Annotated in this window: 15 protein-coding genes and 2 tRNA genes; 9 read left to right on the forward strand and 8 right to left on the reverse strand. The window is 32.2% G+C overall.

What is annotated here, in order from left to right:
* Positions 1–286 precede the first annotated feature (286 nt).
* Genes VCM48_RS13195 through VCM48_RS13205 form a run of 3 tightly spaced genes read left to right on the forward strand, consistent with a single transcriptional unit; the run spans position 287 to position 2,917 of the window.
* On the forward strand, positions 287–1,150 hold the full coding sequence (locus tag VCM48_RS13195) for a winged helix-turn-helix domain-containing protein (protein WP_482270801.1): 864 nt from the start codon (positions 287–289) through the stop codon (positions 1,148–1,150).
* A gap of 31 nt (positions 1,151–1,181) precedes the next feature.
* Positions 1,182–2,123: a 1-aminocyclopropane-1-carboxylate deaminase/D-cysteine desulfhydrase gene (locus VCM48_RS13200; RefSeq protein WP_482270802.1), complete on the forward strand. Its 942-nt coding sequence runs from the start codon at positions 1,182–1,184 to the stop codon at positions 2,121–2,123.
* Positions 2,123–2,917, forward strand: a complete 795-nt coding sequence (locus VCM48_RS13205) for a glucosaminidase domain-containing protein (protein WP_099215909.1) — start codon at positions 2,123–2,125, stop codon at positions 2,915–2,917. The genes VCM48_RS13200 and VCM48_RS13205 overlap by 1 nt, the downstream gene beginning before the upstream one ends.
* 174 nt (positions 2,918–3,091) lie before the next feature.
* Here the strand turns inward: VCM48_RS13205 and VCM48_RS13210 are convergent, their stop codons facing one another.
* Positions 3,092–4,222 carry a vWA domain-containing protein gene (locus tag VCM48_RS13210; protein ID WP_482270803.1) on the reverse strand — a complete coding sequence of 377 codons (1,131 nt, stop codon included), beginning with the start codon at positions 4,220–4,222 and terminating at the stop codon, positions 3,092–3,094.
* 237 nt (positions 4,223–4,459) lie between these two features.
* Here VCM48_RS13210 and VCM48_RS13215 point away from each other — a divergent pair, with 237 nt between their 5' ends.
* From VCM48_RS13215 to VCM48_RS13225, 3 genes are read left to right on the forward strand one after another with little or no spacing between them, the layout of a single operon-like run.
* Positions 4,460–6,661, forward strand: coding sequence for a tetratricopeptide repeat-containing sensor histidine kinase (locus VCM48_RS13215; protein ID WP_482270804.1), 2,202 nt, complete (start codon positions 4,460–4,462; stop codon positions 6,659–6,661).
* Between the two features lie 2 nt (positions 6,662–6,663).
* The gene (locus VCM48_RS13220) at positions 6,664–7,398 is read left to right on the forward strand and encodes a LytR/AlgR family response regulator transcription factor (protein ID WP_482270805.1); all 735 of its coding nucleotides are present in this window, start codon (positions 6,664–6,666) and stop codon (positions 7,396–7,398) included.
* A 4-nt stretch (positions 7,399–7,402) separates the two neighbouring features.
* Positions 7,403–7,918 (forward strand): gamma carbonic anhydrase family protein, encoded by a 516-nt coding sequence (locus VCM48_RS13225; RefSeq protein ID WP_274639191.1) that lies wholly within the window; start codon positions 7,403–7,405, stop codon positions 7,916–7,918.
* A 78-nt stretch (positions 7,919–7,996) separates the two neighbouring features.
* Here VCM48_RS13225 and VCM48_RS13230 read toward each other — a convergent pair whose 3' ends face one another.
* Complete coding sequence (locus tag VCM48_RS13230) at positions 7,997–8,461, reverse strand: Spy/CpxP family protein refolding chaperone (protein ID WP_482270806.1); 465 nt, start codon at positions 8,459–8,461, stop codon at positions 7,997–7,999.
* A gap of 102 nt (positions 8,462–8,563) precedes the next feature.
* Between VCM48_RS13230 and VCM48_RS13235 the strand changes: the two genes are divergently transcribed.
* Positions 8,564–9,541 carry an endonuclease/exonuclease/phosphatase family protein gene (locus VCM48_RS13235; protein WP_482270807.1) on the forward strand — a complete coding sequence of 326 codons (978 nt, stop codon included), beginning with the start codon at positions 8,564–8,566 and terminating at the stop codon, positions 9,539–9,541.
* Between the two features lie 110 nt (positions 9,542–9,651).
* On the opposite strand, the gene VCM48_RS13240 is transcribed toward VCM48_RS13235, so the two are convergent.
* The 6 genes from VCM48_RS13240 to VCM48_RS13265 all read right to left on the reverse strand — a co-directional run bounded on the left by VCM48_RS13240 (position 9,652) and on the right by VCM48_RS13265 (position 20,456).
* Positions 9,652–10,986 (reverse strand): coiled-coil domain-containing protein, encoded by a 1,335-nt coding sequence (locus VCM48_RS13240; protein ID WP_482270808.1) that lies wholly within the window; start codon positions 10,984–10,986, stop codon positions 9,652–9,654.
* Positions 10,983–17,177 (reverse strand): protein kinase domain-containing protein, encoded by a 6,195-nt coding sequence (locus VCM48_RS13245; RefSeq protein WP_482270809.1) that lies wholly within the window; start codon positions 17,175–17,177, stop codon positions 10,983–10,985. Before VCM48_RS13245 ends, VCM48_RS13240 begins: the two co-directional genes overlap by 4 nt.
* On the reverse strand, positions 17,174–17,809 hold the full coding sequence (locus tag VCM48_RS13250; RefSeq protein WP_482270810.1) for a 4Fe-4S single cluster domain-containing protein: 636 nt from the start codon (positions 17,807–17,809) through the stop codon (positions 17,174–17,176). The genes VCM48_RS13245 and VCM48_RS13250 overlap by 4 nt, the downstream gene beginning before the upstream one ends.
* A gap of 4 nt (positions 17,810–17,813) precedes the next feature.
* On the reverse strand, positions 17,814–19,634 hold the full coding sequence (locus VCM48_RS13255) for an AAA family ATPase (RefSeq protein ID WP_482270811.1): 1,821 nt from the start codon (positions 19,632–19,634) through the stop codon (positions 17,814–17,816).
* A 611-nt stretch (positions 19,635–20,245) separates the two neighbouring features.
* Positions 20,246–20,318 (reverse strand) — tRNA-Phe (locus VCM48_RS13260).
* A 65-nt stretch (positions 20,319–20,383) separates the two neighbouring features.
* Positions 20,384–20,456, reverse strand: a tRNA-Phe gene (locus VCM48_RS13265).
* Positions 20,457–20,565: 109 nt separating this feature from the next.
* Between VCM48_RS13265 and VCM48_RS13270 the strand changes: the two genes are divergently transcribed.
* On the forward strand, positions 20,566–21,297 hold the full coding sequence (locus tag VCM48_RS13270; RefSeq protein ID WP_482270812.1) for a type III pantothenate kinase: 732 nt from the start codon (positions 20,566–20,568) through the stop codon (positions 21,295–21,297).
* Entirely contained in the window at positions 21,290–22,558 is a 1,269-nt protein-coding gene (gene bamG, locus VCM48_RS13275; RefSeq protein WP_482270813.1) for a BamG family beta-barrel-assembly machinery protein, read from the forward strand. The genes VCM48_RS13270 and bamG overlap by 8 nt, the downstream gene beginning before the upstream one ends.
* Positions 22,559–22,567 lie beyond the last annotated feature (9 nt).

The raw sequence follows: 22,567 nt of genomic DNA on the forward strand, positions 1-22,567 counted from the left end.
CTGCGTTATGATGTGATAAGTGGAGATTTCAGCAATTTTATACATTTCAATTTTCGAGTTTCAATATAGTAAAATAATGTCATTTCGAATAAGCGATTTTATGAGCGACTGAGAAATCTTAAGGTTTTGAGTTACTTTTATTAATGAGATTTCTCCTTGCAGTCGAAATGACAGTAAGTGTTTTCCCTCTGGTCACAATGACGAGAGATAAAAAATGTCAAAAAAGTGTAAAAGAAATGTCAACTCTCGTCTAAAGCAATTGAAAAGTAGGATATTTGTAAATAGTATGAGTAAGAGCTTTAATTTAATAATATCCAAAATAGGGTTAACCCTATTTACTGTAATAATGCTGTTTACTTCGTGTACAACCAAGGAAAATTTTTCACAACGTGTAAAAGTTTCACTTCGAAATGTAGGACATCAGTTATTGCTAAGCAATGAAGATACTACTTCATTAGTTTTACCTGTACAACAGTTGAGTGAATCAACCTTTAAGCTAAGTTTTCAAAACAATTTGAGGATTGAACCAGATGGTTTGGTAACTTTAGTGAATAGAAGTTTTAAAAAGTCAAGTTTTCCAACAAATTACATTCTAGAGGTTAAAAATTGTGATAATGAGGAAGTAGGGTATAGCTACGAAATGCAGAAAAAAGAAGAAAAAGCAATAATCCCTTGCAAAGGAAGGGTGTTGCCTACTAACTGTTATTTTATAGAAGTTCAATTTCTTAAAATAAGCACGTCAAATAATAATCAGTTTATTTTTTATGGATTACTGGTTTTAATAATTGTATTTGTAGGTGTTGTGTATCAAAAAAAGAGGAAAAATAAAACAGCGACAACTAATAACTTAATGAATGTAGTAAGCTTAGGAATTTTTGAGTTTTACCCAGAACAGAACAAGTTAGTAAAGCAGGCTACAGAAATCAGTTTATCTAAAAAAGAATGTGAGCTGCTAGAAATTCTTATCAGTAGACCTAATGAAATTATAAAACGTGAAGAGTTAACCAAAAGAGTTTGGGAAGATAACGGGGTAGTAGTCGGAAGAAGTTTAGATACGTATATCTCTAAACTTCGTAAAAAGTTAAAAGAAGACACATCCATAAAAATAACCAACATTCATGGAGTAGGATATAAACTAGAAATAGATTAAAGGCTTATTTTTGCGTTGATAACTTTTTAAAATGCTGTTTCAACTAGAAATTTCCATACCAGAGAATCAACAAATTCATTTGACTATTTTAAAAACAAAAGGAATTGAACTTTTTGTAAAAAGGGAAGACACTATCCACCCATTTGTTTCAGGGAATAAATTCAGAAAACTGAAGTACAATATTGAAGAAGCAAAACGACAAGGAAAAGAAACCTTGTTAACCTTTGGAGGTGCCTATTCTAATCATATTGCAGCTACTGCTGCCGCAGGAAAAATAGCAGGATTCAAAACCATTGGAATTATTAGAGGGGATGAATTAGGTAAAGACTTAGTTAAGACGCTTTCTCAAAATGAAACTTTGAGAAATGCATACGAGAATGGTATGCAGTTTAAGTTTATTACAAGAGAAACCTACCGAAACAAAACTTCTGAAGAATTCATCAATCAGTTAAAAAATGAGTTTGGTGATTTTTATTTGGTTCCTGAAGGAGGAACGAATGCTTTAGCGGTACAAGGCTGTGAAGAAATTTTAACAAATGAAGATGAAAAATTCGATTATATTTGTTGTGCAGTAGGTACTGGCGGAACAATTTCAGGATTGATAAATTCAGCTAAAAAACATCAAAAAATAATAGGATTTCCTGCATTAAAAGGTGATTTTTTAGTAGATGAAATCAAACCTTTTATAAACAAGAATGAGTATTGGAGTTTGCAAAATGAGTATCATTTTGGAGGCTACGGAAAATATACAGAGGAGTTAATCCGTTTTATAAATGAATTTAAAGAGCAAACTGGTATTTTACTAGATCCTATTTATACAGGAAAAATGTTATTTGGAATATTAGATTTAGTAGCAAAAGATACATTTCCGAAAAACAGTAAAATACTGGCAATTCATACAGGAGGTTTACAAGGAATAGCAGGAGTAAATCAAAAATTAAAGAATAAAAATCAAGAGTTAATAAAGGTTTAATGAGAATAAAGGTAGTTTTTTTAGCAGTGTGTACTGTAATATTGACAAGTTGTGGATCAGGTAAAAATGTAGTAAAGAGTACACCAAATGAGGTGGTTTTAGAACCTAGAGAAGAAAAAATGCCTGAGTTACCACAGTTAGAGCAAATACAAAAACCAATATCAACTACTACAAATCATACCGAAGCATATATTCAAAAATTTGCGCCAATTGCGGTTAAGAAAATGCACGAACATGGTATTCCTGCTAGTATCACCTTAGCACAAGGAGTATTAGAATCAGGAAGTGGTAGAAGTGCATTAGCTCTTAGATCAAACAATCATTTTGGAATTAAATGTCATAGAGGTTGGCAAGGGCATAGTGTAACTCACGATGATGATGAAAAAGGAGAATGTTTTAGAAAATATAAATATCCAGAAACATCGTATGAAGATCACTCTCAGTTTTTATTAACTCGTAAAAGGTATGCAAGCTTATTCAGGTTGAGACATACAGATTACAAAGGTTGGGCTTATGGGTTAAAAAGAGCAGGATATGCAACGGACAGAAAATATCCTCAAAAATTAATATCTATTATTAGAAAGTACAATCTAGATAAATACGATAGAGTAAGACGAGATGGTTCTCTAGCAGCGAAAACACCAACTTATAAAACAAGTTCTCATAAAGTTCAAAAAGGAGATACGTTGTATTCTATATCGAGACGATATAATATTTCGGTACAACGATTAAAAGAAGTAAATGGACTAAGTGACAATAACATTAGTATTGGTCAAGATTTGCTAGTAAAATAAACGAAATATTATTTCGAACTGTAATGTAACGGAAGTGAGAAATCTGAAGGGCTTTGATTCTGTTTATAAAAAATATTTACTGTTTCTTTGAATGAGATTCCTCTCGTTGGTAGGAATGACGACATAAAAAAGCGGAGTAAAACTCCGCTTCAACTTAACCAAACCCAATCAAAACTACCAAGAGTAATTTTTCTTTTTTGCTTGTTTTTTTATAGCTTTAATCATAACACTTTCTAATTCATTTTTTTTAGAACTTTCGCGTTGTTTTTTTGCTACATAAGACTTTCTTTTTTTATTTAACTCTTGAATTTTTTGCTGAATTTCAGCACGTTCTTTACGTTTCTTTTCAACATACACTTTAATTTCCTTGGCAGATTTGTTTTGTAACTGTTTAGGAAGTTGCTTCTTTTTTAAAGAACTATAATCAATTTCTTTTTCTTCTGAAGCATCTACCAAATCCCATTCTGCATTTTTATATAATTTAGAACTTTTGGTTACGGCACGTTTAACTACTACAGCTTCATCTAAACTTTCAGCATTCATGTCTTGTTTTGCTTGATTGCTATGTTTAGAATATCCATAAGAACCATAGTGAATGTAGGTGTCATTTAAGCGTTTGTTTAAAATAATAATATCGTTATCGTATGGAGTTACAATATGTACAATATGCTTGTTTTGATTAATAGTCATATAATCACCACCTCCATAAATAGCTCCGTCTTGCCATCTTCCAGTAATACCTTGGTTATAATCACCACAAAAAATAGTATTTATGGTAACATCTTTTTCTTTAGCATTTGTAATAGCATCTCTGTAATTAATTTTTCCTTGAGTAAAAGGTTCATTTCCTGCAATAAAAATCATTTTTAAATCACGTTTATTAGCTCCCCAATCTAATTCATCTAGTGACGTTTGTATTACTTGACCACAATATTCGCTACCACCATTAGTACTCAAAGAAAAAAGATGCTCAGAAATCTCATCTAAATCACTAGTAAACTGTAAAACTTGTCGGATATAACCTTCTCTAGAAGATAAATTTGAGTTTCCATATTCGTACAAAGCTATTTCTAAGTTAGGTGTGGTATCGTTACATTTAGCATACGATAGTTCGTTTACAATTTCCCATAATTGTGCTTTTGCCTGATTGATAAGTCCATCCATACTATTACTTGTATCTAGTAATAATGCAACTTTAACGGTTTGTTTTTTTACTTTTCTTGTACGTTGATTTTCATTAGCAAACGTAGTTGTTGTTAGTAGTACTAAGCAAAAGAAAAATACTTTGAATGCGTGCGTTTTCATAATTTTTGTTTTTAGTTATTAATTGGTAAAAAGTTTGATTGGTGTTAATTTCTATTCAAAACTACCCCCAACTTTTTTCTTAAAAAATCAAGAATGAGTGAACAAGCTATTTTGTTTAGGGAAATGATAAGTTAAATGAGTAAGCCTCATTTTTTAACTACTTTTTATAGTGTTTTAGAGAGTTAACCGTTTTTTTGTATGGTATTTTGTGAGTATGTTTACAGTAAGAAATAAAGAATGAAGAAACTTTTTTACATACTATTACTCCCTATACTTTTACTGAGGTTTTCAGAAGTATACTCTCAAGTAGGCAAAGAACTATCGAAAGAATTTTCAGTAAAAGTTCAAGTGGTGAGTAAGGAAACAAATCGTCCCATTAAAGATGCGAGAGTAGAAGTAAACGGACGAACTTTCCGGTTTTCTGAAATAACGGGAAACTATACTGTAAAAGCAACAGCAGGAAGCCAATTGGAAGTGTCACATCCTAATTTTAATCGTGTTTTTTATACAATTAAAGATGATGAAGATATAAAAGTAGAAGTTGAAGGATTTACATCCAAAAGAAAATCAAAACTAAGTTCTTATAGTAAAAGAAAGCAAGTAAGCTTATACTCACAATATTTAGACTCAGTTGAGTTTTATAAAAAGAAAAATATTGATAAAAGTTTGTCTTTTGTTGAAAAAACGTTGTTGACAAACCCTAATAAAAGCCAAAGAGCAAATGTATTCAAAGAATTAGCAGATGTATATTTTTACTGGAAACAGTACGATTTAGCGGTTGAGAATTATCAAATTTCTTTACAAGAAGTGAATTCGCCCAGAATTCGTCTGAAATTGGCTAAAGCAGCATTTTTATCTGAAGATTATAGTAGTAGTGAACAAAACTATTTGCAAAGTTTACAAAGCGGAGTATTAAATAATTACTTGCGTTTAACTGCATATCAGGGGTTAGGAGACGTGTATTTAGTTCAAAAAAACTATAACAAGGCTAAAACAAACTATGAAAAAGCATTAGAAATTGCGAAAAAGAACTTAATCACTCCTAAAATAACAGATTTAAATTCTAAACTAGCAGAAGTTTTTGCCGCTCAAGGAAATACACAAAAAGCTGATGGATATTTTAAGAATTCTTTAAAATTAGCATCTGAAGAGAACAAGAAACGTTCGTTAAAGGAACAGCAAAAAGTAGCCGATTTTTATAACAAATCTCAACGATACGACGAAGAAATTCAGTTGAGAAAAGAGAGCTTAAAAGAAGCAGATGATATAGTTGTAGAGGCGGAGAGTAACGAATCGTTAGTTGATTCAATTACCTCACAAAAAATCAACTATAAAATAGGTAATGCATATATGCAAAAATCTGAATATGAAGAAGCAATTCCATATTTAAAAAAGAGTATTGCAGATGCTGATAAAAACAAAGATTTAATCATTCAAAAAGATGCTACTAAGCGCTTATCAGAAGTATACGCAACAGTAGGAGATTATACAGAAGCCTTAAAAACTTATCAAAATTATGTAACGCTGGTAGATACGTTGTATTCGAGAAAAGAGCAGGAAATTCAGCAGGTAAAACGTTTTAGTAAGCGAATTTCTGATAATCAGAACAGAATAGCGAGTTTAGAAAAAGACAAAAAATTAGCAGACAGTAAAATTAATTTAGCATATAAAGACCAACAATTAATCCAAGAAAGTAATAAACGCCAAAAATGGATTATTTATTCATTAATAGGAGGTTTTTTATTGATGATTCTGTTAGTGTATTTTATGTTTAGAACCAACAAGCAACAAAAATTAGCAAACAATTTATTGGCATTAAAATCGATGCGCTCACAAATGAATCCGCATTTTATTTTCAATGCATTAAACTCAGTAAATAGTTTTATAGCGGTAAATGATGAACGAAGTGCAAATCGATATTTATCAGAATTTTCAGTGTTGATGCGTTCTGTATTAGAAAATTCAGATGAAGATTTTATACCATTGACTAAAGAAATTGAGTTGTTAGAATTGTACGTTAAATTAGAACATAACCGTTTTAAGGATAAGTTCGACTACAACATCCATATTGAAGAAAGTATACCGCTGGAGCAATACTCTATTCCACCAATGTTACTACAACCGTATATAGAAAATGCTATTTGGCATGGGCTTCGATATAAAAAAGAAAAAGGAAAACTTCAAATTTCTATGTTTCCTAAAAATAATGAGTCTATCACAATTTTGATAGAAGATGATGGAATAGGAAGGGAGAAATCAATAGAAATGAAGACAAAAAATCAACTCAAACAGAAATCAAAAGGAATGAGTACTATTAAAAATAGAATTGCTATTCTGAACGATATGTATCAAGATAAAATATCTGTGATGGTTTCTAATGTTTTTGAGGACGGAAGTGGGACTAAGGTTGAATTGACACTAAAAAAAGACGAAAATTAGCGATGAAAATAAAAGCAATTATAGTTGAAGACGAGAAAATAAGTAGAGATATTCTACGAAATTATATAGCTAAATACTGTCCTAATGTTGAATTGTTAGGAGAAGCAAGCAATATTGAAGAAGCACAAAAGTTAATTGAAAAACACGAGTTAGACTTGGTATTTTTAGATGTAGAAATGCCTTTTGGAAATGCTTTTGATTTGTTAGAAAAAGTAGAAAACCAAACCTTTGAAACTGTATTCGTAACTGCTTACGATCATTATGCCATTGAGGCGTTAAATAATCAAGCAACCTATTATTTGTTAAAGCCAATTTCTATAGATGAGCTAATTAAGGCAGTAAGCATTGTAACAGAAATTAAAGAAAAAGAAAATGAGTTAGAAACTACTGTGTTAATGCCAAAAGCCATACATCAAGTAAATGGAAAGATAACCATTCCGCAGCAAGATGGATTTGAAGTAGTAGCAGTAAATGAAATTTTATTTTGTAAAGCAGATGATAACTATACTGAAATATATTTTGAGAACTCTAAAAAATTAGTGAGTAAAACACTAAAATATTTTGAAGAAGCCTTAAAAGATAACTCTTTTGTGAGGGTACATAAATCGTTTTTAGTGAATGTGAATGAAATTTCAAAATATAAAAAAGGAAAAGGAGGAAGCGTAATATTGTCAAACGGAAAAGAGATTATGGTTTCCGCATCTAAAAAAGCAAATTTATTATCATATTTTAAATAAAACTATGCCAATTATAAAATCAGTAAGAGGAAAACACCCACAAATTCCAGAAGATTGTTACATCGCAGAAAACGCAACTATTGTAGGTGATGTACAAATGGGAAAAGAGTGTAGTGTATGGTTCAATGCAGTAATTCGTGGAGATGTACATTATATAAAAATGGGAGATAAAGTAAATGTACAAGACGGAGCAGTAATACATGCAACCTATCAAAAATCACCAACTACTATCGGAAATAATGTTTCCATTGGTCATAATGCTTTAGTGCATGGATGTACTATTCACGACAATGTGTTGGTGGGTATGGGAAGTATTATAATGGACGATTGTATAGTAGAGTCAAACTCTATAATAGCAGCAGGGGCAGTTGTAACTAAAAATACGCATATTGAAAGTGGGAGCATTTATGCAGGAGTACCAGCAAAAAAAGTAAAAGATATTTCTAAAGAACTTATTTCAGGAGAAATTGACAGGATTGCTAATAATTATGTTAAATATTCAGGTTGGTTTAAAGAGTAATTGAAAAGTAAAAAGCCCGGTTCTGTTTCCAAAACCGAGCTTTTTTCAATCAAAAACTAATTTATTAAGAGGTTTAGCTTATTTTTCCTCTTGATGCTTTTTATGGTGTTCTCCTTTTCTGAACTTTTTATGATCACCCTTTTTTTGATGTCTTTTCATTTTTCTTGAAGTCATTTTCTCATAACGTTCATATTGTTGCTCGTTTAAAATACGTTTCATTTCACTTTTATGAGCAATTTGCTTATCTAACATTTTACTTTTCATAGCATAACGTTCATCAGCTGTAGCCTTTTTACCGCTTTGTTTCATGGCTTTTCTTTTAGCCCACATTTTTTGTTTTTCAGCAACTTGTTTTGCTATTAAAGGTTTAATTTGCTTTTGTTGAGCTTCGGTTAAATCAAGTTGTAGCGTCATTTTTTTTACAGCTAGTTCTGTTTTTTGCTCAGTACTTAATTCTTCATGTTTAGCCTTATCGCTCTTTTGTGCTTGAGTGGTAACAGTAAAACCTACTGCTAAAATTAATATTGTTAGTAATTTATGCATGTTATTAAATTTTAAGGTTCTTTAATTATTTACGCTTCTAAGACCTTTCCAGATTAAAAAAGTTTAAATTTGAAATCGTTTTTAACACTTTTTTAATTTTTTATGAAGTCATTTTTTAGAATTGTTTTAAGGTTTTTACTACTAGCTGTAGGATTGTTTGCAATCTTTTTTTTCTGGGCATCGTCCCCAACAATGGATGAAGCAGAATATGCCAAAGTTATTACACATGACTACACTAATACGACTGATAATGATTCTATCTACAGCATAGTAACTTATAATATTGGTTATTTAAGCGGAATGACAAATAACAGAGCAATAGCAAAACCTAAAGAATTATTTGATTCAAACTTAAGAAAGGTGCTTACAGAGGTTAAAAAAGTGAATCCAGACATTATTGCTCTTCAAGAAGTCGATTATAATGCAGCAAGATCTTATGAAGTAAACCAAGAAGAAAAATTAGCAGAATTAGGTTATAATTATGTGGCAAGAGGTATAAATTGGGATGAACACTATGTGCCGTTTCCATATTGGCCGCCAAGCATGCATTTTGGTAAAATAGTTTCAGGTCAATCAATTTTGAGTAAATACGAATTAAAAGATTATCAGCGCATAGTTTTAGAGCGAGTAGCTGACAACCCATTTTATAGAGATGCGTTGTATTTAGATAGATTGGTACAAGTGGTAAAAGTTATTTTAGGAGGAAAAGAAGTAGTTGTTATAAATCTACACTTAGAAGCTTTTGACAAAACAACACGAGTACGTCAATTTGAATATGTATTGAATCTTTTTAATAAGTATAAAAAAGAATATCCAACTATTTTGTTAGGAGACTTTAATTCAAAAGCAAGAGATAAAGAGGCTATTGTTAGAAAAATGTTTGCAATGAATGGAGTAGGAAATGCAGCCTTTTTTGTTGAAAATCCTGAAAATACATTTGATACAAAAAATCCAGTAGAACGTATTGATTATATTTTTTATACTGAAGATTCTATAGAGTATGTAGAAGGAAGTGTGTTAAATGAGTTCGGACAAGCATCAGATCATTTGCCAGTAGAAATGAAATTTAAGTTAAAATAAATAATGAAACTCGGTAATTTACCGAGTTTCATTATCGTTCTATTTTTTCTCTAAAATAGTAATATGTTGTCACAATGCTGTATAAAGGTTTGAGCATCGATTTATTAAATTTAAAGCTTTTTTCTTTTCTTTGTTTTAACTTCTTTTTTTACATAACTACCACCTAGAGTAACTTCTTTTAATTTTACTAAGCCTGTTTCTTCAGCCTTATCTATAACAATAGACAAATTCTGACTTTCTAAAATAGCTTTGATATCATGAAATTCATCACACCAAACTTCCTCTTGGTTTTTATCGAGGTTTGGGCTACGTTCGTGACTTCTGTTTTTATCGGCAACAACTCGTGCTTGGATACGACTTAGGTTTTTGGGGCTCATAAACTCTACGCCATATAACGAACTTTTTGCTTTCTTTACTACTAAACTTCCGTTTTCAACCCATGCAGTTTCCATTGTGTCATTAACTTCATAACCTGCATTTTGCAATGCCTTTTTAATAGCCTTTCGTCGGGTTTCAACAATGATTTTCTCCGAAATTTCAGCATATAAATATTTAGCTTTTTCGAAGGCATTTTTTATATCATCTAGATTATTTGAATTAAGTAATACCATCCATTTATCAATAAAATTCAGGTTCAATTCTAAAGATTCCAATTGGTCAACGGCTGTTTTAAGTTTTTCTTTAGCTTCTCGTAATGCTAATTGATTTTTACTGAATTCGGCTACCTGGATAGTTAATGAATCCAATAACAAATCGTAATTAGGGGCTTCTTCATCTAATTCGGTACAACGATCCATAAACTCCTGTATTTTGTTCTGAGAAATTTCAGAAATATACATTTTCTTCAATGCGTTTTCCAACTTTTTTAGTCTGGAAACCACTTTAGGACGATCGGAACGCCATTTTTGCACAGATAGCAAGCTTTCACCAGAAGATAATCGTTCTTGAATAGCTTTTTGTTCATCTGTTAATGTTTGAGAGTCAAAATAAGCTTCTTTTAAAAGGCTGTACAAATAATCTACTTTTTCACGGTATTCTTTTATTTCATTTATATTTGATGGAGTGTCGAAATCTTGAAAATCAATACTTTTCTTTTTAAGTAAGAAACGTAATTCGTTATGTGTACTCTTTAGGTTCTTAAATGATTCCCATTTAGATGTTCTAATTTTAACTACTTTTTTTACCAAATTCTTCTTTTCCTTATCTAGAAACTCAATTTGCCCAGAAACTTCTCGCTCTATTTTTCTATAATCATCTTCTGAAATATTTTGGTAATATTCCAATGTTTCATTCAAAGCAGCTTGAAGTTCTTCTGTAAACATATTGTGTTTGATGGCATAAGCCTTCACTTGTTCTATTTTGTTTTTTAATCGAGTTAACCACCTTTGCTTTATCAATTTTCGCTCTGCTGGGGTAACGATTCGTATAACTTTTGGTCCGCTCATGGTGTTATGTTTAAAGCATTTTCTATGGCGTGTTTCAGCCTTAATTTTTCATTTTCTGTATCTTGTAACCACTTATAAGAGGTAGTTCTATGTATATGAGGAATCGATTTCTTCAAAATCAATGGACGCCATATTTCACGATGTCTTGCATTTTTAAGTAATGGATTGTGAGGTACATCGCATTCAACCCCAATTACAAACCTTCCTGTTTTTTTGTCTTCAATGGCTAAATCCAAATAAAAAACATTGTTATCATTATTTTCTACGGTTTCATAGCCCAAACTGTGAATGTAGTTTTTAACAGTATTTTTAAAACCATCATTTTTTAATGCTTTGCTTTCTTTGGTTTTTCTTAATGAAAGTCTTTTTAATGATTGATTAGCAACTTCTATCTGATTATCAAAATGTGTTTCAGTATATTTCAAATAACCCTGAATATAATCTCTTGGTTTTGATGGAGATCGTCCTGTGGAAAGCATGTCAGAAATATCTTTAATGGGCATTGAAGTGGCAATAACAACTTTATGTCTTGCCCTTGTAATAGCTACATTGAGTCTCCTTTCTCCTCCACGATGACCGAGGGCTCCAAAATTGCGGCGGAAAACTCCTTGTTTATTAAAACCAAATGTAGTGCTAAACAAAATCATATCGCGTTCATCTCCTTGAACATTTTCTACGTTCTTAACAAAAAAGCCCATGGCTTCACCTTCTTGTTGTTTGTTACGTTCACGATTTAAAGCTTCCATAAAGACTTCATCTGAAAGTGCTTTTTCTTCAATTTTATCTTCTATAAGATCTGCCTGCTTTTTATTGAAGGTTACAATACCTGTGCTTAAAATTTCATTTTCGGGCAACTGCCAATGGTTAGATAAGTATTCAATTAGTACTTCAGCTTCAGTTTCGTTGGTTTGTTCATTATAAATACCATTTACTCGAATGACTTCTAGTGGTTTTGTTTTTTCAATTACGTTTTTGGGATGATAAGCAGGAATGTGTAATTGACCAGAATAAAAGGCATGATTGGAAAAGTTGATAAGTGCTTTGTATTGAGAACGATAATGAATTTGAAGTGTTGTGGTGGGAAGAACCGTTTTGGCTAATGTCAATAAATCTGGACAATCTTTGACTTCTTTTTTATTCCAAGCCTCTTCGTATAGTGTTAACTCTTCTTCTGAATTATCCTCACTGAGTTCGATATTTAAACCTTCACCTTCGTCATCATCCATTTTATGACCAAAGAAATTTGCCGGAGGCATTTGCTTTTCATCACCACTTATAATTACACGTTTTGCACGATAAAGTGAGGGAATAGAATGATCGATTAACATTTGAGAGGCTTCATCAAAAATTACCACATCAAACAACCCTGCTTGTAATGGTAAGGCTTGCGAAACTACCTCTGGACTCATCAACCAAATTGGACGAATATCCATTAAACCTAAATCGTCACCTAAATGAATAAATTCTCGAAGTTTTTTATAGTTCTGTCCTCGTAGTCGCGTAATGCTGTGCCATCGTGATTTTGAGCCAATTTTTTCAAAATCATAGTTTAGGGTAAGTAATTCTTTGTTTAATGCTTTTATTTCAGCCAAATTATTTTCCAGTAATTGTACATTTTGGTCAATATCACTATCAGCCATTAGTAAGGCTGGTGTTTGCTTTTCAATACGTTGTTTCCAACCCAACAAACCTTCTCGTCGTATTGTTTTTCGGATAATTTTAGACCAATGTTCTGAAGTATATTGAGCAATTTGCTCTTCGTAATTTCTAAGAATAGTTAAAAGGTGTAAAGTGATGTCTTGTTGAGGTTTACCTCCTAGTCTTATCCTGAATTTTTGATATGGAATAAAGTGGTTAATGTCCTGAGACATCATCTGAATAACCGACAAATCTACATCGTTATTTTTTATGTTTGAAAGGAAAGTTTTAAAACTAGAATCTTCTAACCATTGTTTTAGGTCTGTCAGTTTTTCGTATGATTCTTGTCTTTTTTCAAAACGTTTATTGGCATTGTTCAACTCTCTTATAAAGTTCTGAAACTCGACTTTCTTACCAGATTTCAAAACTTTTTTAGCTTCGTCTTTTAGAGGGCATTGTTTTAGTGCTTTTGCTAAAACAATCGTTTCCAATAGTTCGTTAATTTTACCACTAATTTTTACAGCAAGAAACTTGGGTTCGGTATTAGGCTCTACTGTGTTGTTTAATTTTCTTAATACATTATTAAAGTGATTTCGATATGCTCTAAAAGTAATTTCGTATTCCGAATTTGTTTTTAGTCGGTTTATACTTTCTTTATTAGTATTAAGTTTAAATTTTTTGAGAATTTTTTTCAATCGAAACTGATGTTTCCATGTTAAAGGGTTAAGAAACTTAAAAATGGACTTGTTTAGGTGATTATCACAAGCTTGAATTATTTTTTCTAGAGTTTCATCTCCAGATTGTATTAAAAAAATAGAAAAATTGACTTTTTTATAGTTGAAAATCAAATTTTTGAGATCTTCCAATAATCTTTTCAAATCATTAAGAATATCATCGCCAATGGATTTTTCATTGAATTCATCCCAAATCAAATCAAACCAAATTTTAGTATTTTTGGCCTCTTTATCAGTAATATTTAGGAGTTTTTGTTCGTTTTTATACAACCATGTTCTATAGAATTGAGCGTGTTCATTATCATAGACACCTGTGGTTTGTTTTATACAGTCTACTCTTTTTGTTTCAACCTCATTAAATCGTTCTATATTTTGTTTAATTACTTTTTTTGTAGCGTCATCATATTGTGTAATTTTTAAATTAGAGAGTGCATTATCTTCATATTTCGAAGGTAGCCAATCATGTATTAACGTGCTGATTTCTGTTTCAAGAATATTCAATTCATCTGCTGAAATGTTTTCTAAAAAATTCCGTGCTTCAGGAATATCAATATAATCATTGTCTTGAATTTCAATGAGTTCAGATAAAATGTTTCGATAACTTGCGCCTGCTTGCTCATCAGGTACATGAATCTCCTTAGAGATTGTATTTAATTCCGATTCCAGTCTGTCTATTTGTTTGGTTAGATCATTTCGTTTAAATGTAATTTTTTTAAGTATATTTTGTTGTTCGGATTCGTTTAAATCTAAAGAAACCTGTTCGCGAATACTCCGAATAATTTCTTGCCTGTCTTTGGTAATATCAGTGATAGAGAGTGCTCTTTTGTCTAGGCCTACGGCTTCCAGGCGCTTCATAATTACCTGAATTGCTGCTCTTTTTTGAGAGACTACTAATACTTTTTCTTTCCTTCCAATACAATCGGAAATAATATTGACAATTGTCTGACTTTTCCCTGTACCTGGAGGACCTTCAATCACAATACCAGGTTTTAACCGACTATGTATTACTGCGCGTTCTTGTGAAGGGTCTACATTTACTACAGTAAAGCGATTGTTTTCTGATTGTATAGGCTCATATTCGGGTATTTGTGGTGTGTGGATTCTTAAAATTGGTTCCATAGCCGTTCCCGAATGTGGTAGTTTTTGAAGCAAACGCAAATCTTCACTAATTGATTGACCTGTAAAATTAGCATTAAAAATCACTCCAGAGCCATGTAGTTCCAAACCTGTATTTTCCATCATATAAGTGATTTCTGGATGAGTAACAAGCTTTGAAGCCTTAGATTTGACAAATGAACCGAAAGCATCTATAACCTCTGAAATACTTAAAGATTGTCTACTTAAAATCTCTTGATAAATTTGTGTTATTCTTTTGTATTCCTCAGCCTCTAAGGAACTTGAAAGTGCTGGATTCAGTCGGATTTCTTCACGAACCTTGTCAAAACCAATTTCTAATGTAGGATTTGAACGGTTTTTAAAATCCAGTGTAATTGGCCATAGGATAATAGGCAAGATTCGGGGGCGATTGTTTTTTTTGAACTGATTAATTAAAAAAGGAAATCCTAAATACAAAGAATCCAAACCTGTATCGCGCTTAAAGTTTGCTGTTCGTAAAGCTAATCTTCTTGTTCGGTAACTAAGTAATGGGTCTTGACTGAAACTTAGTGGGTCTATTTTTTCCGTACTTGATGAGCGATTAATAATACTATTGAGTAGTTTTTCAGAAGGTTTTAAGGGTGTACCTAATGCTTTTAAATCTAAACGAGGGGAATGTTTAGAAATAATTAACCTTACCAAAGGTCCTCTGGAGGCAGTATGAATAATCTTTCTTTCAAAAAAATTCAATAAGCTAGACGCGTATTCATGCTTAGGTGGGATGACCCATTCTTCTTTGGGAATTGATAAACACAAAATCGATTGCAATATTGGTAGTCGCCTTTCTATTCTGAAACGATCTGCCCAACGATTTAAGTGGTCGTTATTACTCTGCGAAAAGCCCTCTAAATGTTCATGTAGTGATTCGTAAATCTCTAATCTGGGTTTTATTAGAACCTCTCGGAAAAAGCTTTCATTAGACTCAATTTTTATTTTTATCGCCAAATTAGAGGCATCTTTAATCAATTGCTCTAAGGGGATAAATTGATCCTGTTGGGCGCTTAAAACTAGTATTAAATCTTCTTCACTGAGTCGGATGTCTCCCATTAAATCCGATAGACTGATGTTTTTGGCATCAGGATAAATTTGACGTAAAAGATTTAATTCAGATTTTAATCGCACCCTAGAAGTGCTTAGAGAATTGATCTTGAACTTATCACAATCTAATTCAATATCCAAACTCTTTGCTTTATGTAATACATTTTGCTTTCTACTTTTAAGGTTGACCAACCATTTTTCGCGTGAAAGAGTATCCAAATAATCAGGAATGTCTCCTGCTATAAGTTCTGAAGCGAGTGTAGGGTTGCTAAGCAACCAAGCAGGAATAATAATTTGTCCTCGCCAAGTAAGCGGTAAAGCTTCATTGAGGTGCATTAAAGCTAATGAAAATCGCCATTCTAAATCAATATTCTCTTTAGAACGCAAATTTCTGATAGTAGCAGTTATTTTACCTTCGCCAAGGGTTTCTTTTATCCAATTTGAAATTTCACCCGAAGTAAATAAAGCCAAACCTTCTTCCCAATTATTCTCCTCAGCTGCTGCAAGTGCAAAATAGCTTACATTGGTATAGAATGTATCTCCGAGTTGTATAGTTTTTTCGTTTTTATGATCAACCTCAAGAGTAACTTCTATAGGAGGTGCAACGTATTCTTTATTCAACCATTTTTCCACTTGTTCCCAACGCCATCGTTTTAGAGGGTCTCTACACAACAAACCTTTTAGTAATAAAAGTATACGTTCATCAATGCCTTCTGGAATTTGAACACCTCTGGTTACCAAATGGATCATAAATGCTTTGTCATTGATACCTTGAAAGAATGTTCCTTTGGTAGTTTGCTCTAAAACTATCATTCCTAAACTCCACCAATCCGAAGCAGGACTTACTCCACCAATTATAGCTTCCGGAGCTGTATATCTGGTTAATTGTAAAGGTGTATCGGTATCGAGGTCATAATCTGATAATCTTGCAGAACTGTAATCGATAATCACCAAATCAAAGGTTTCATTGTCACGGATGAGAATGTTTTTGGGACATAGATTACGATGCCTAAAGCCCGCTTCTGAGAAATCTCGAAGTGCTCGACTAATTTCATTTACCAGAGTTTCAATTCTATTTTCTTTGATATATCCTAAATCATTGAGAGATCCTCCTTGGATATGTTCTGAAACTTCAAAAAAGCGATTGTTACAATAGCCTGTTTTAACCAATTGTGCAATATGATCCACATCTGCTCGGTGTAGTACATCATAAATTGCTTTATCAGGTTCAGAATTTTCATGATAATAAGTTAAAAAAAAGCGTTTACCATCAGTATCCTTAACTAAAAAACATTCTTTAGTAGCTCCTGAAATCTCGACAGATTCAATAATGGTATATGAATCTATTTGTTTAATAGTTTCTTCTTCCTGAACTGTTAACTCTTGAATATCAGCACCACATTCCATGCACATAAAATCGTCTTCTCCAACTTCATGCTCGTTTTTACAAAATCGTTTGATTGATTCTTCAGCTTCATGTTGAATTTCGACTCGGCCGCCAACTGGAGTTTGGGGCACATTCATCAATAACCAACTACAAGGTGAATTACCGATTAAATTTTGACAATACATTTCAGTTACTGGTCGTTCACTATTACATGCAGGGCAAAGTCGTACGTATTTCATTTCTTGTTTTGCTTTATTACCGATTGTGTGTCAGTTATTTCAACTTCATTTTTCCGAAAGCTTTCCGTTATTTTATTCATTCCATTAATAGGTATACCCGCCATCCAAAGTGTCTGATCATCAAACTGTATGTCCAATTTCTTATCGGGTTTTTTGCCCAAGTATTTAGTAAAGCTTTGTTCTCCTAAATCAGTAAGAAAATGAATTTGTTGATTATCACTTCCTAATAAGGCTTGGGTTTGAGTTTTTGTATAGTCATAAGGTTCAGAAATCAACACATCAATCAATTCTTCTTGTATAACTTTTTTATTTTTTAACTTCTGAAAAGAATATCCGCTATATACTAGAACGGAAAGCTTATAAGACTTAAGAAATTTTAGTAACTCTTCTAAAGCAGGCTCTTGATCAAAAGGTTCGCCGCCAGAAATAGTAATGCCATCACATTTTGGAAGCCACTTTTTTAGTAGATTTGTCACTTCTTTTATATTTATCGAATTGCTGTTGAACTGCCAGGTATCTGCTGAAATACAGCCTTCACAATGTATAGAACACCCTTGGAACCAGATGCCAATTCTTTGTCCTGGGCCAAGTGTAGTTACTGGAAAATGTAAACGTGAGATTCTTATATCCATTCGATTATTTTTTATTTAGATGAATGGTAGTGCTTCGGTTTTCAAAAGAAATAGAAGTTGCTTCTATCGTTTCTCCTTTACTTGGATTTAATGTGAATAAAGCTCTGGAAAAAGGTGAGATAAAATGATATTCAATTTTATTTCTAATACCTCTACCGCCATTATTCAAATCAGCAACAGATAATTCTTTTAGCGTTTGCATTACTTCGGGATGAATATGTAGTATAATACCCAATTGTTTTTGAATCCCTTTAATATTATTTTTCATCATCATATCAAAAATCATTTCACCAACATCTTTACGTATATAATCAAAAATAATAATGTTGTCTCCAATTCTATTGAGTAGTTCAGGTCGATTGAGTTCAAACTTAAAATAGCTTTCGATTTCATGTCGTACTTTCTTTTCAACTGTTTCAAAACTATCTTCATAAGTTACATTTGGTAATCGTTCACCTGTAGTCGAATTTTTATAAATCCCTAGGTTTGAAGTGAAAATAATCAGTGCTTCAGAAAAATAAACGGTGTCACCTCGTCCACTCGTAAGTACTCCGTCGTCTAGAATTTGAAGAAATTTATCTAATATTCTAGGGTGTGCTTTTTCAATTTCGTCAAATAAGACTACACTAAATGGTTTTTCTCTGATAGCATTGGTGAGTTCGCCACCAACATTATAACCAACATATCCTGGAGGAGCACCAATTAACCGTTGATCTGAATGTTCAGCGCTAAACTCGGACATATCAAACCGAATATAAGCACTTTCATCACCAAATAATAAACTGGTCAAGGTCTTAGCCAATTCGGTTTTCCCAACACCAGTAGGTCCTGCTAAGAAAACCACACCTCTTGGACGGTTATTTTTTTTAGAGTTACCCACTCCAGTGATGGCCCGTTTTACAATATCCATAATATGTTGTACGGAATGGTTTTGCCCCTTTACACGTTCTTTGATATAAGCTTCACCGTTTTCAATTTTGCTACGTTCAATTTTCATCCAAGGGTCTTCAGTTACACCCACTTTGTATCGTCGTACTGCATCTGCAATCATGGAAATTGGTATAGTTTCTGACCTAGCTAACTCTATAATTGCTACTAAGTCTAACAGTAATAAGCCTTCGGTTTCGTCTACAAATTCAGTAACTATAGCATCTACATTGTTTTTGTCTTTACTTAAGCTCTCTATAATTGGATGCACTAATCTTCTACGAGCAATATGATTGGGTTTTCCAATAGGTATATGTCTTATTTTTGGGTTGTTAACTACCATCCAATCGGGCAAATCACCTTCTTTATCTACTATCCAAATTACGATATTATAATAAGGATTTGGAGGGTTGCCGTAAGGTCTGGTTTCTGTAGTTTGAGATAAAATATGAGCCATACTAAATGAATCGTGCTCTGCTTTTACCAGATTTTCAGGGTTCATTAAAAACTGAGAGGCGAAATCGACAATCAAGCCAATGGGTTCATCAGGATAGTGAATAATCCTTTGTAATACGGTATTAAAGGTTTGTAAGTCGTTATAGACACCTTCTTGTTGAAGTGGGATTTGAAGTTTTTGAAAAAGAGCTTTTTTGTCTTCTGGGGTTTCTGTAAAAAAAGGAATATCAAAACCAGTCAATGGATTGTAGTAAATCACATGTGCATAGCCCATGCTTTTTAATTCCGAGTCTATTACATTTTCTAATCGATGCCAACTGTAGGTGCCAAAATCGTTTTTCAGTAACTGAAAATCCTTAATATTACCTGAAAGGAAAAATTGACTTTTTAAGGGGACAAACCTTCTGAAATCTTGTAACCAGCGAGATTTGGTGTTATTCATTCTTGTTTTATTTTAACTCATTTATCACAACTTTTAAAACGCTTAATGCTTAACTCTGATTAACATTAACAGCAAGAGTATAGATTTGATCTGTTAACCAAAGCGTTATAACGTTTACTGCATGTAGCGCAAAAAACTTAATGAGTTGATTAATATTTTCATGTTTTGCAATTTTTTTCTTTCAACCTTACTCATAAGAGAAGCATCAATACTCAACAATGTTGAGAGATACATAAATAGCGTGTTTCGTGTTTCATTGTTATCTTTAAGATATGATAAGGCCTTACAAAAGTGTTAATAGGTCTTGTTTTAACATGACCAATTTAAAAATAAACAAATATATAACTACAAAAATGATTAAAGAAAATTTGATTATATATAAGCTTTTAAAAAAGCAAGTACTTATAAGCTATATTTAATAAAGGTTTTAACAAGAACCCTTTAGTTTTATGTGTACTGAAACTGCTAAAATTGAAATAAAAGTTTACACTCCTTTGATGATAGGAGCAAGAATTGATGTTTAAAATAATTGTAGTGATAAGTGTTGTAGCTATGGATGTTTTACTTTTTTTAACTAAAAAACCCGAACAAATTTGTTCGGGTTTTTATCGTGGTGCCTCCAGGAATCGAACCAGGGACACAAGGATTTTCAGTCCTTTGCTCTACCAACTGAGCTAAGGCACCAGTCATAGCTTAAAAAAGTAACATCTTTAAAATAAAACTCGTAACAAGCGCTACGAGTTTTATTGTGGTGCCTCCAGGAATCGAACCAGGGACACAAGGATTTTCAGTCCTTTGCTCTACCAACTGAGCTAAGGCACCAGTTGCTACTTTCGTTAAGCGGATGCAAATATACAATCGTTTTTTAATTATACAAAGTAAAAGCTTTAAAAAAATGTGCCGTAAATTTACAAGCTCTAAGAAATGAAATATGTACTTAATTATTGATGTAGGCAATACAAGAGTTAAAGTAGCTGTTTTTGAAACAGATACTATTAAAGAAGTCTTTACTTTTGAAAAAGTAAATATAATTCCAGAACTAAAAAAAATAATTTCAAATTTTTCAATTTCGCATAGTATTGTGTCATCTGTAGCTAATTTTACAGATGAGGAAACGAAAAAAATAGCAGAACTTTTGAATCCAGTTTTTTTGGATTCAAACACAAAAGTTCCATTTAAAAATTTATATAAAACGCCAAAAACATTAGGAGTTGATAGAATTGCATTGGCATCAGCAGCTATAAATGCATTTCCAAATAAAAATGTGTTAGTGTTAGATGCAGGTACATGCATAACCTACGATTTTATTATAAAAGAAGGAGCGTACTTAGGAGGCGCTATTTCGCCAGGGATAGCTATGAGGTATAAAGCATTACATAATTTTACTTCAAAGTTACCGTTACTAGAAACAAGAGAAGTAGAAAACTTTATTGGTGTTGATACAGAAAGTTCAATTCATTCAGGAGTTATCAATGGAGTTTGTAATGAAATAGACGGAATTATAGCACAATATCAAAAAAAATATCCAGATTTAACAGTAGTTTTAACAGGAGGGGATACATATTTTTTGTCAAAACAATTAAAAAGTGTCATATTTGCCCATCCAAATTTTGTTTTGGAGGGGTTACATACTATTTTGATACACAATTTAGCGAATGATTAAGAGATTTATATTAGGAGTTTTTGTACTAACTACGTCGGCAATATTAGCACAAAGAAACAGTGCTTCACCATATTCTTATTTTGGTATTGGTGAAAATTTTGAGGCAGTAACAGTAGAACAAGCTTCTATGGGAGGTATTGGTGTTGCAATGAAAGATTATCATCACCTAAATTTTACAAACCCAGCGTCAAATGCTGATTTAAGGGCTGCAACCTATGCAATAGGAGGTAGCTTAACTTTTTTAACTGTTAAGGAACAAGATGCTTCTCAAACAGGAAACTCAACAAGTTTAAGATATATTTCATTAGGATTTCCTATTGGAAAAAAAGCAGGATTATCTGTCGGTTTACAACCTTTTTCATCTGTGGGGTATTCTTTGTTAGATGATGCTAACGCCGATGACGTTACTTTATTTACAGGAGAAGGAGGGGCTAACAAGATATATGCAAGTTTTGGTATGTATGCATACAAAGGCTTGTCTGTAGGAGCAGAAGCAAGTTTTATTTTTGGAAACATAGAAAATAGTGTTTTAAATCAGAGAGCTAATGTAGCTTTAGCAACTAAACATGAAGAGTCTTTCAATATTAGAGGAGGGCAATTTAAGTTAGGGTTACAATATAAAACAGAACTAAAAAATAAATTACAACTATCTACAGGTGCATCATTCACAATGACTACAGATTTATCTGCAAGAGGATCAGAGAAGATGTACTCATTATCGTTTAGTGGATCTGGGCAAGAGATTCCAAGAGACGAATTATTTAATAGATCTCTAGACGGAAATATAAATGTACCTCTAAAAAGTGCTTATGGTTTTGGTCTAGGAAAAGAAAATAAATGGTATGTAGAAGTGAATCAAGAGTTCCAGAGTGCTTTAGGAAGTAATAGTGTTTTCATAGCTAATGGATCATCACATAAATACGATGACTCAAGTAAGTTTGCAATAGGAGGATATTTTATTCCAAAAATTAATTCAATATCAAGTTATTGGGATAGAGTAACCTATAGAGCTGGTTTGCGTTTTGAAGATACAGGATTATTAGTGAAAACTACTGATAATTTTACTTCTGTAAAAGACTTTGGCATAAATGTTGGATTAGGATTGCCATTACCGAGACAATTATCAAACGTAAATGTTGGATTTGAGTACGGGCAAAGAGGAACGACTAACAATAACTTAATAAAAGAAAACTACTTTAATGTAAGATTAAGTTTATCTTTGAATAGTCTTAAGTGGTTCCATAAGAATAAAATAGATTAACAAAAACTG

The sequence above is a fragment of the Tenacibaculum sp. DPLXC6 genome (genome assembly GCF_056815515.1).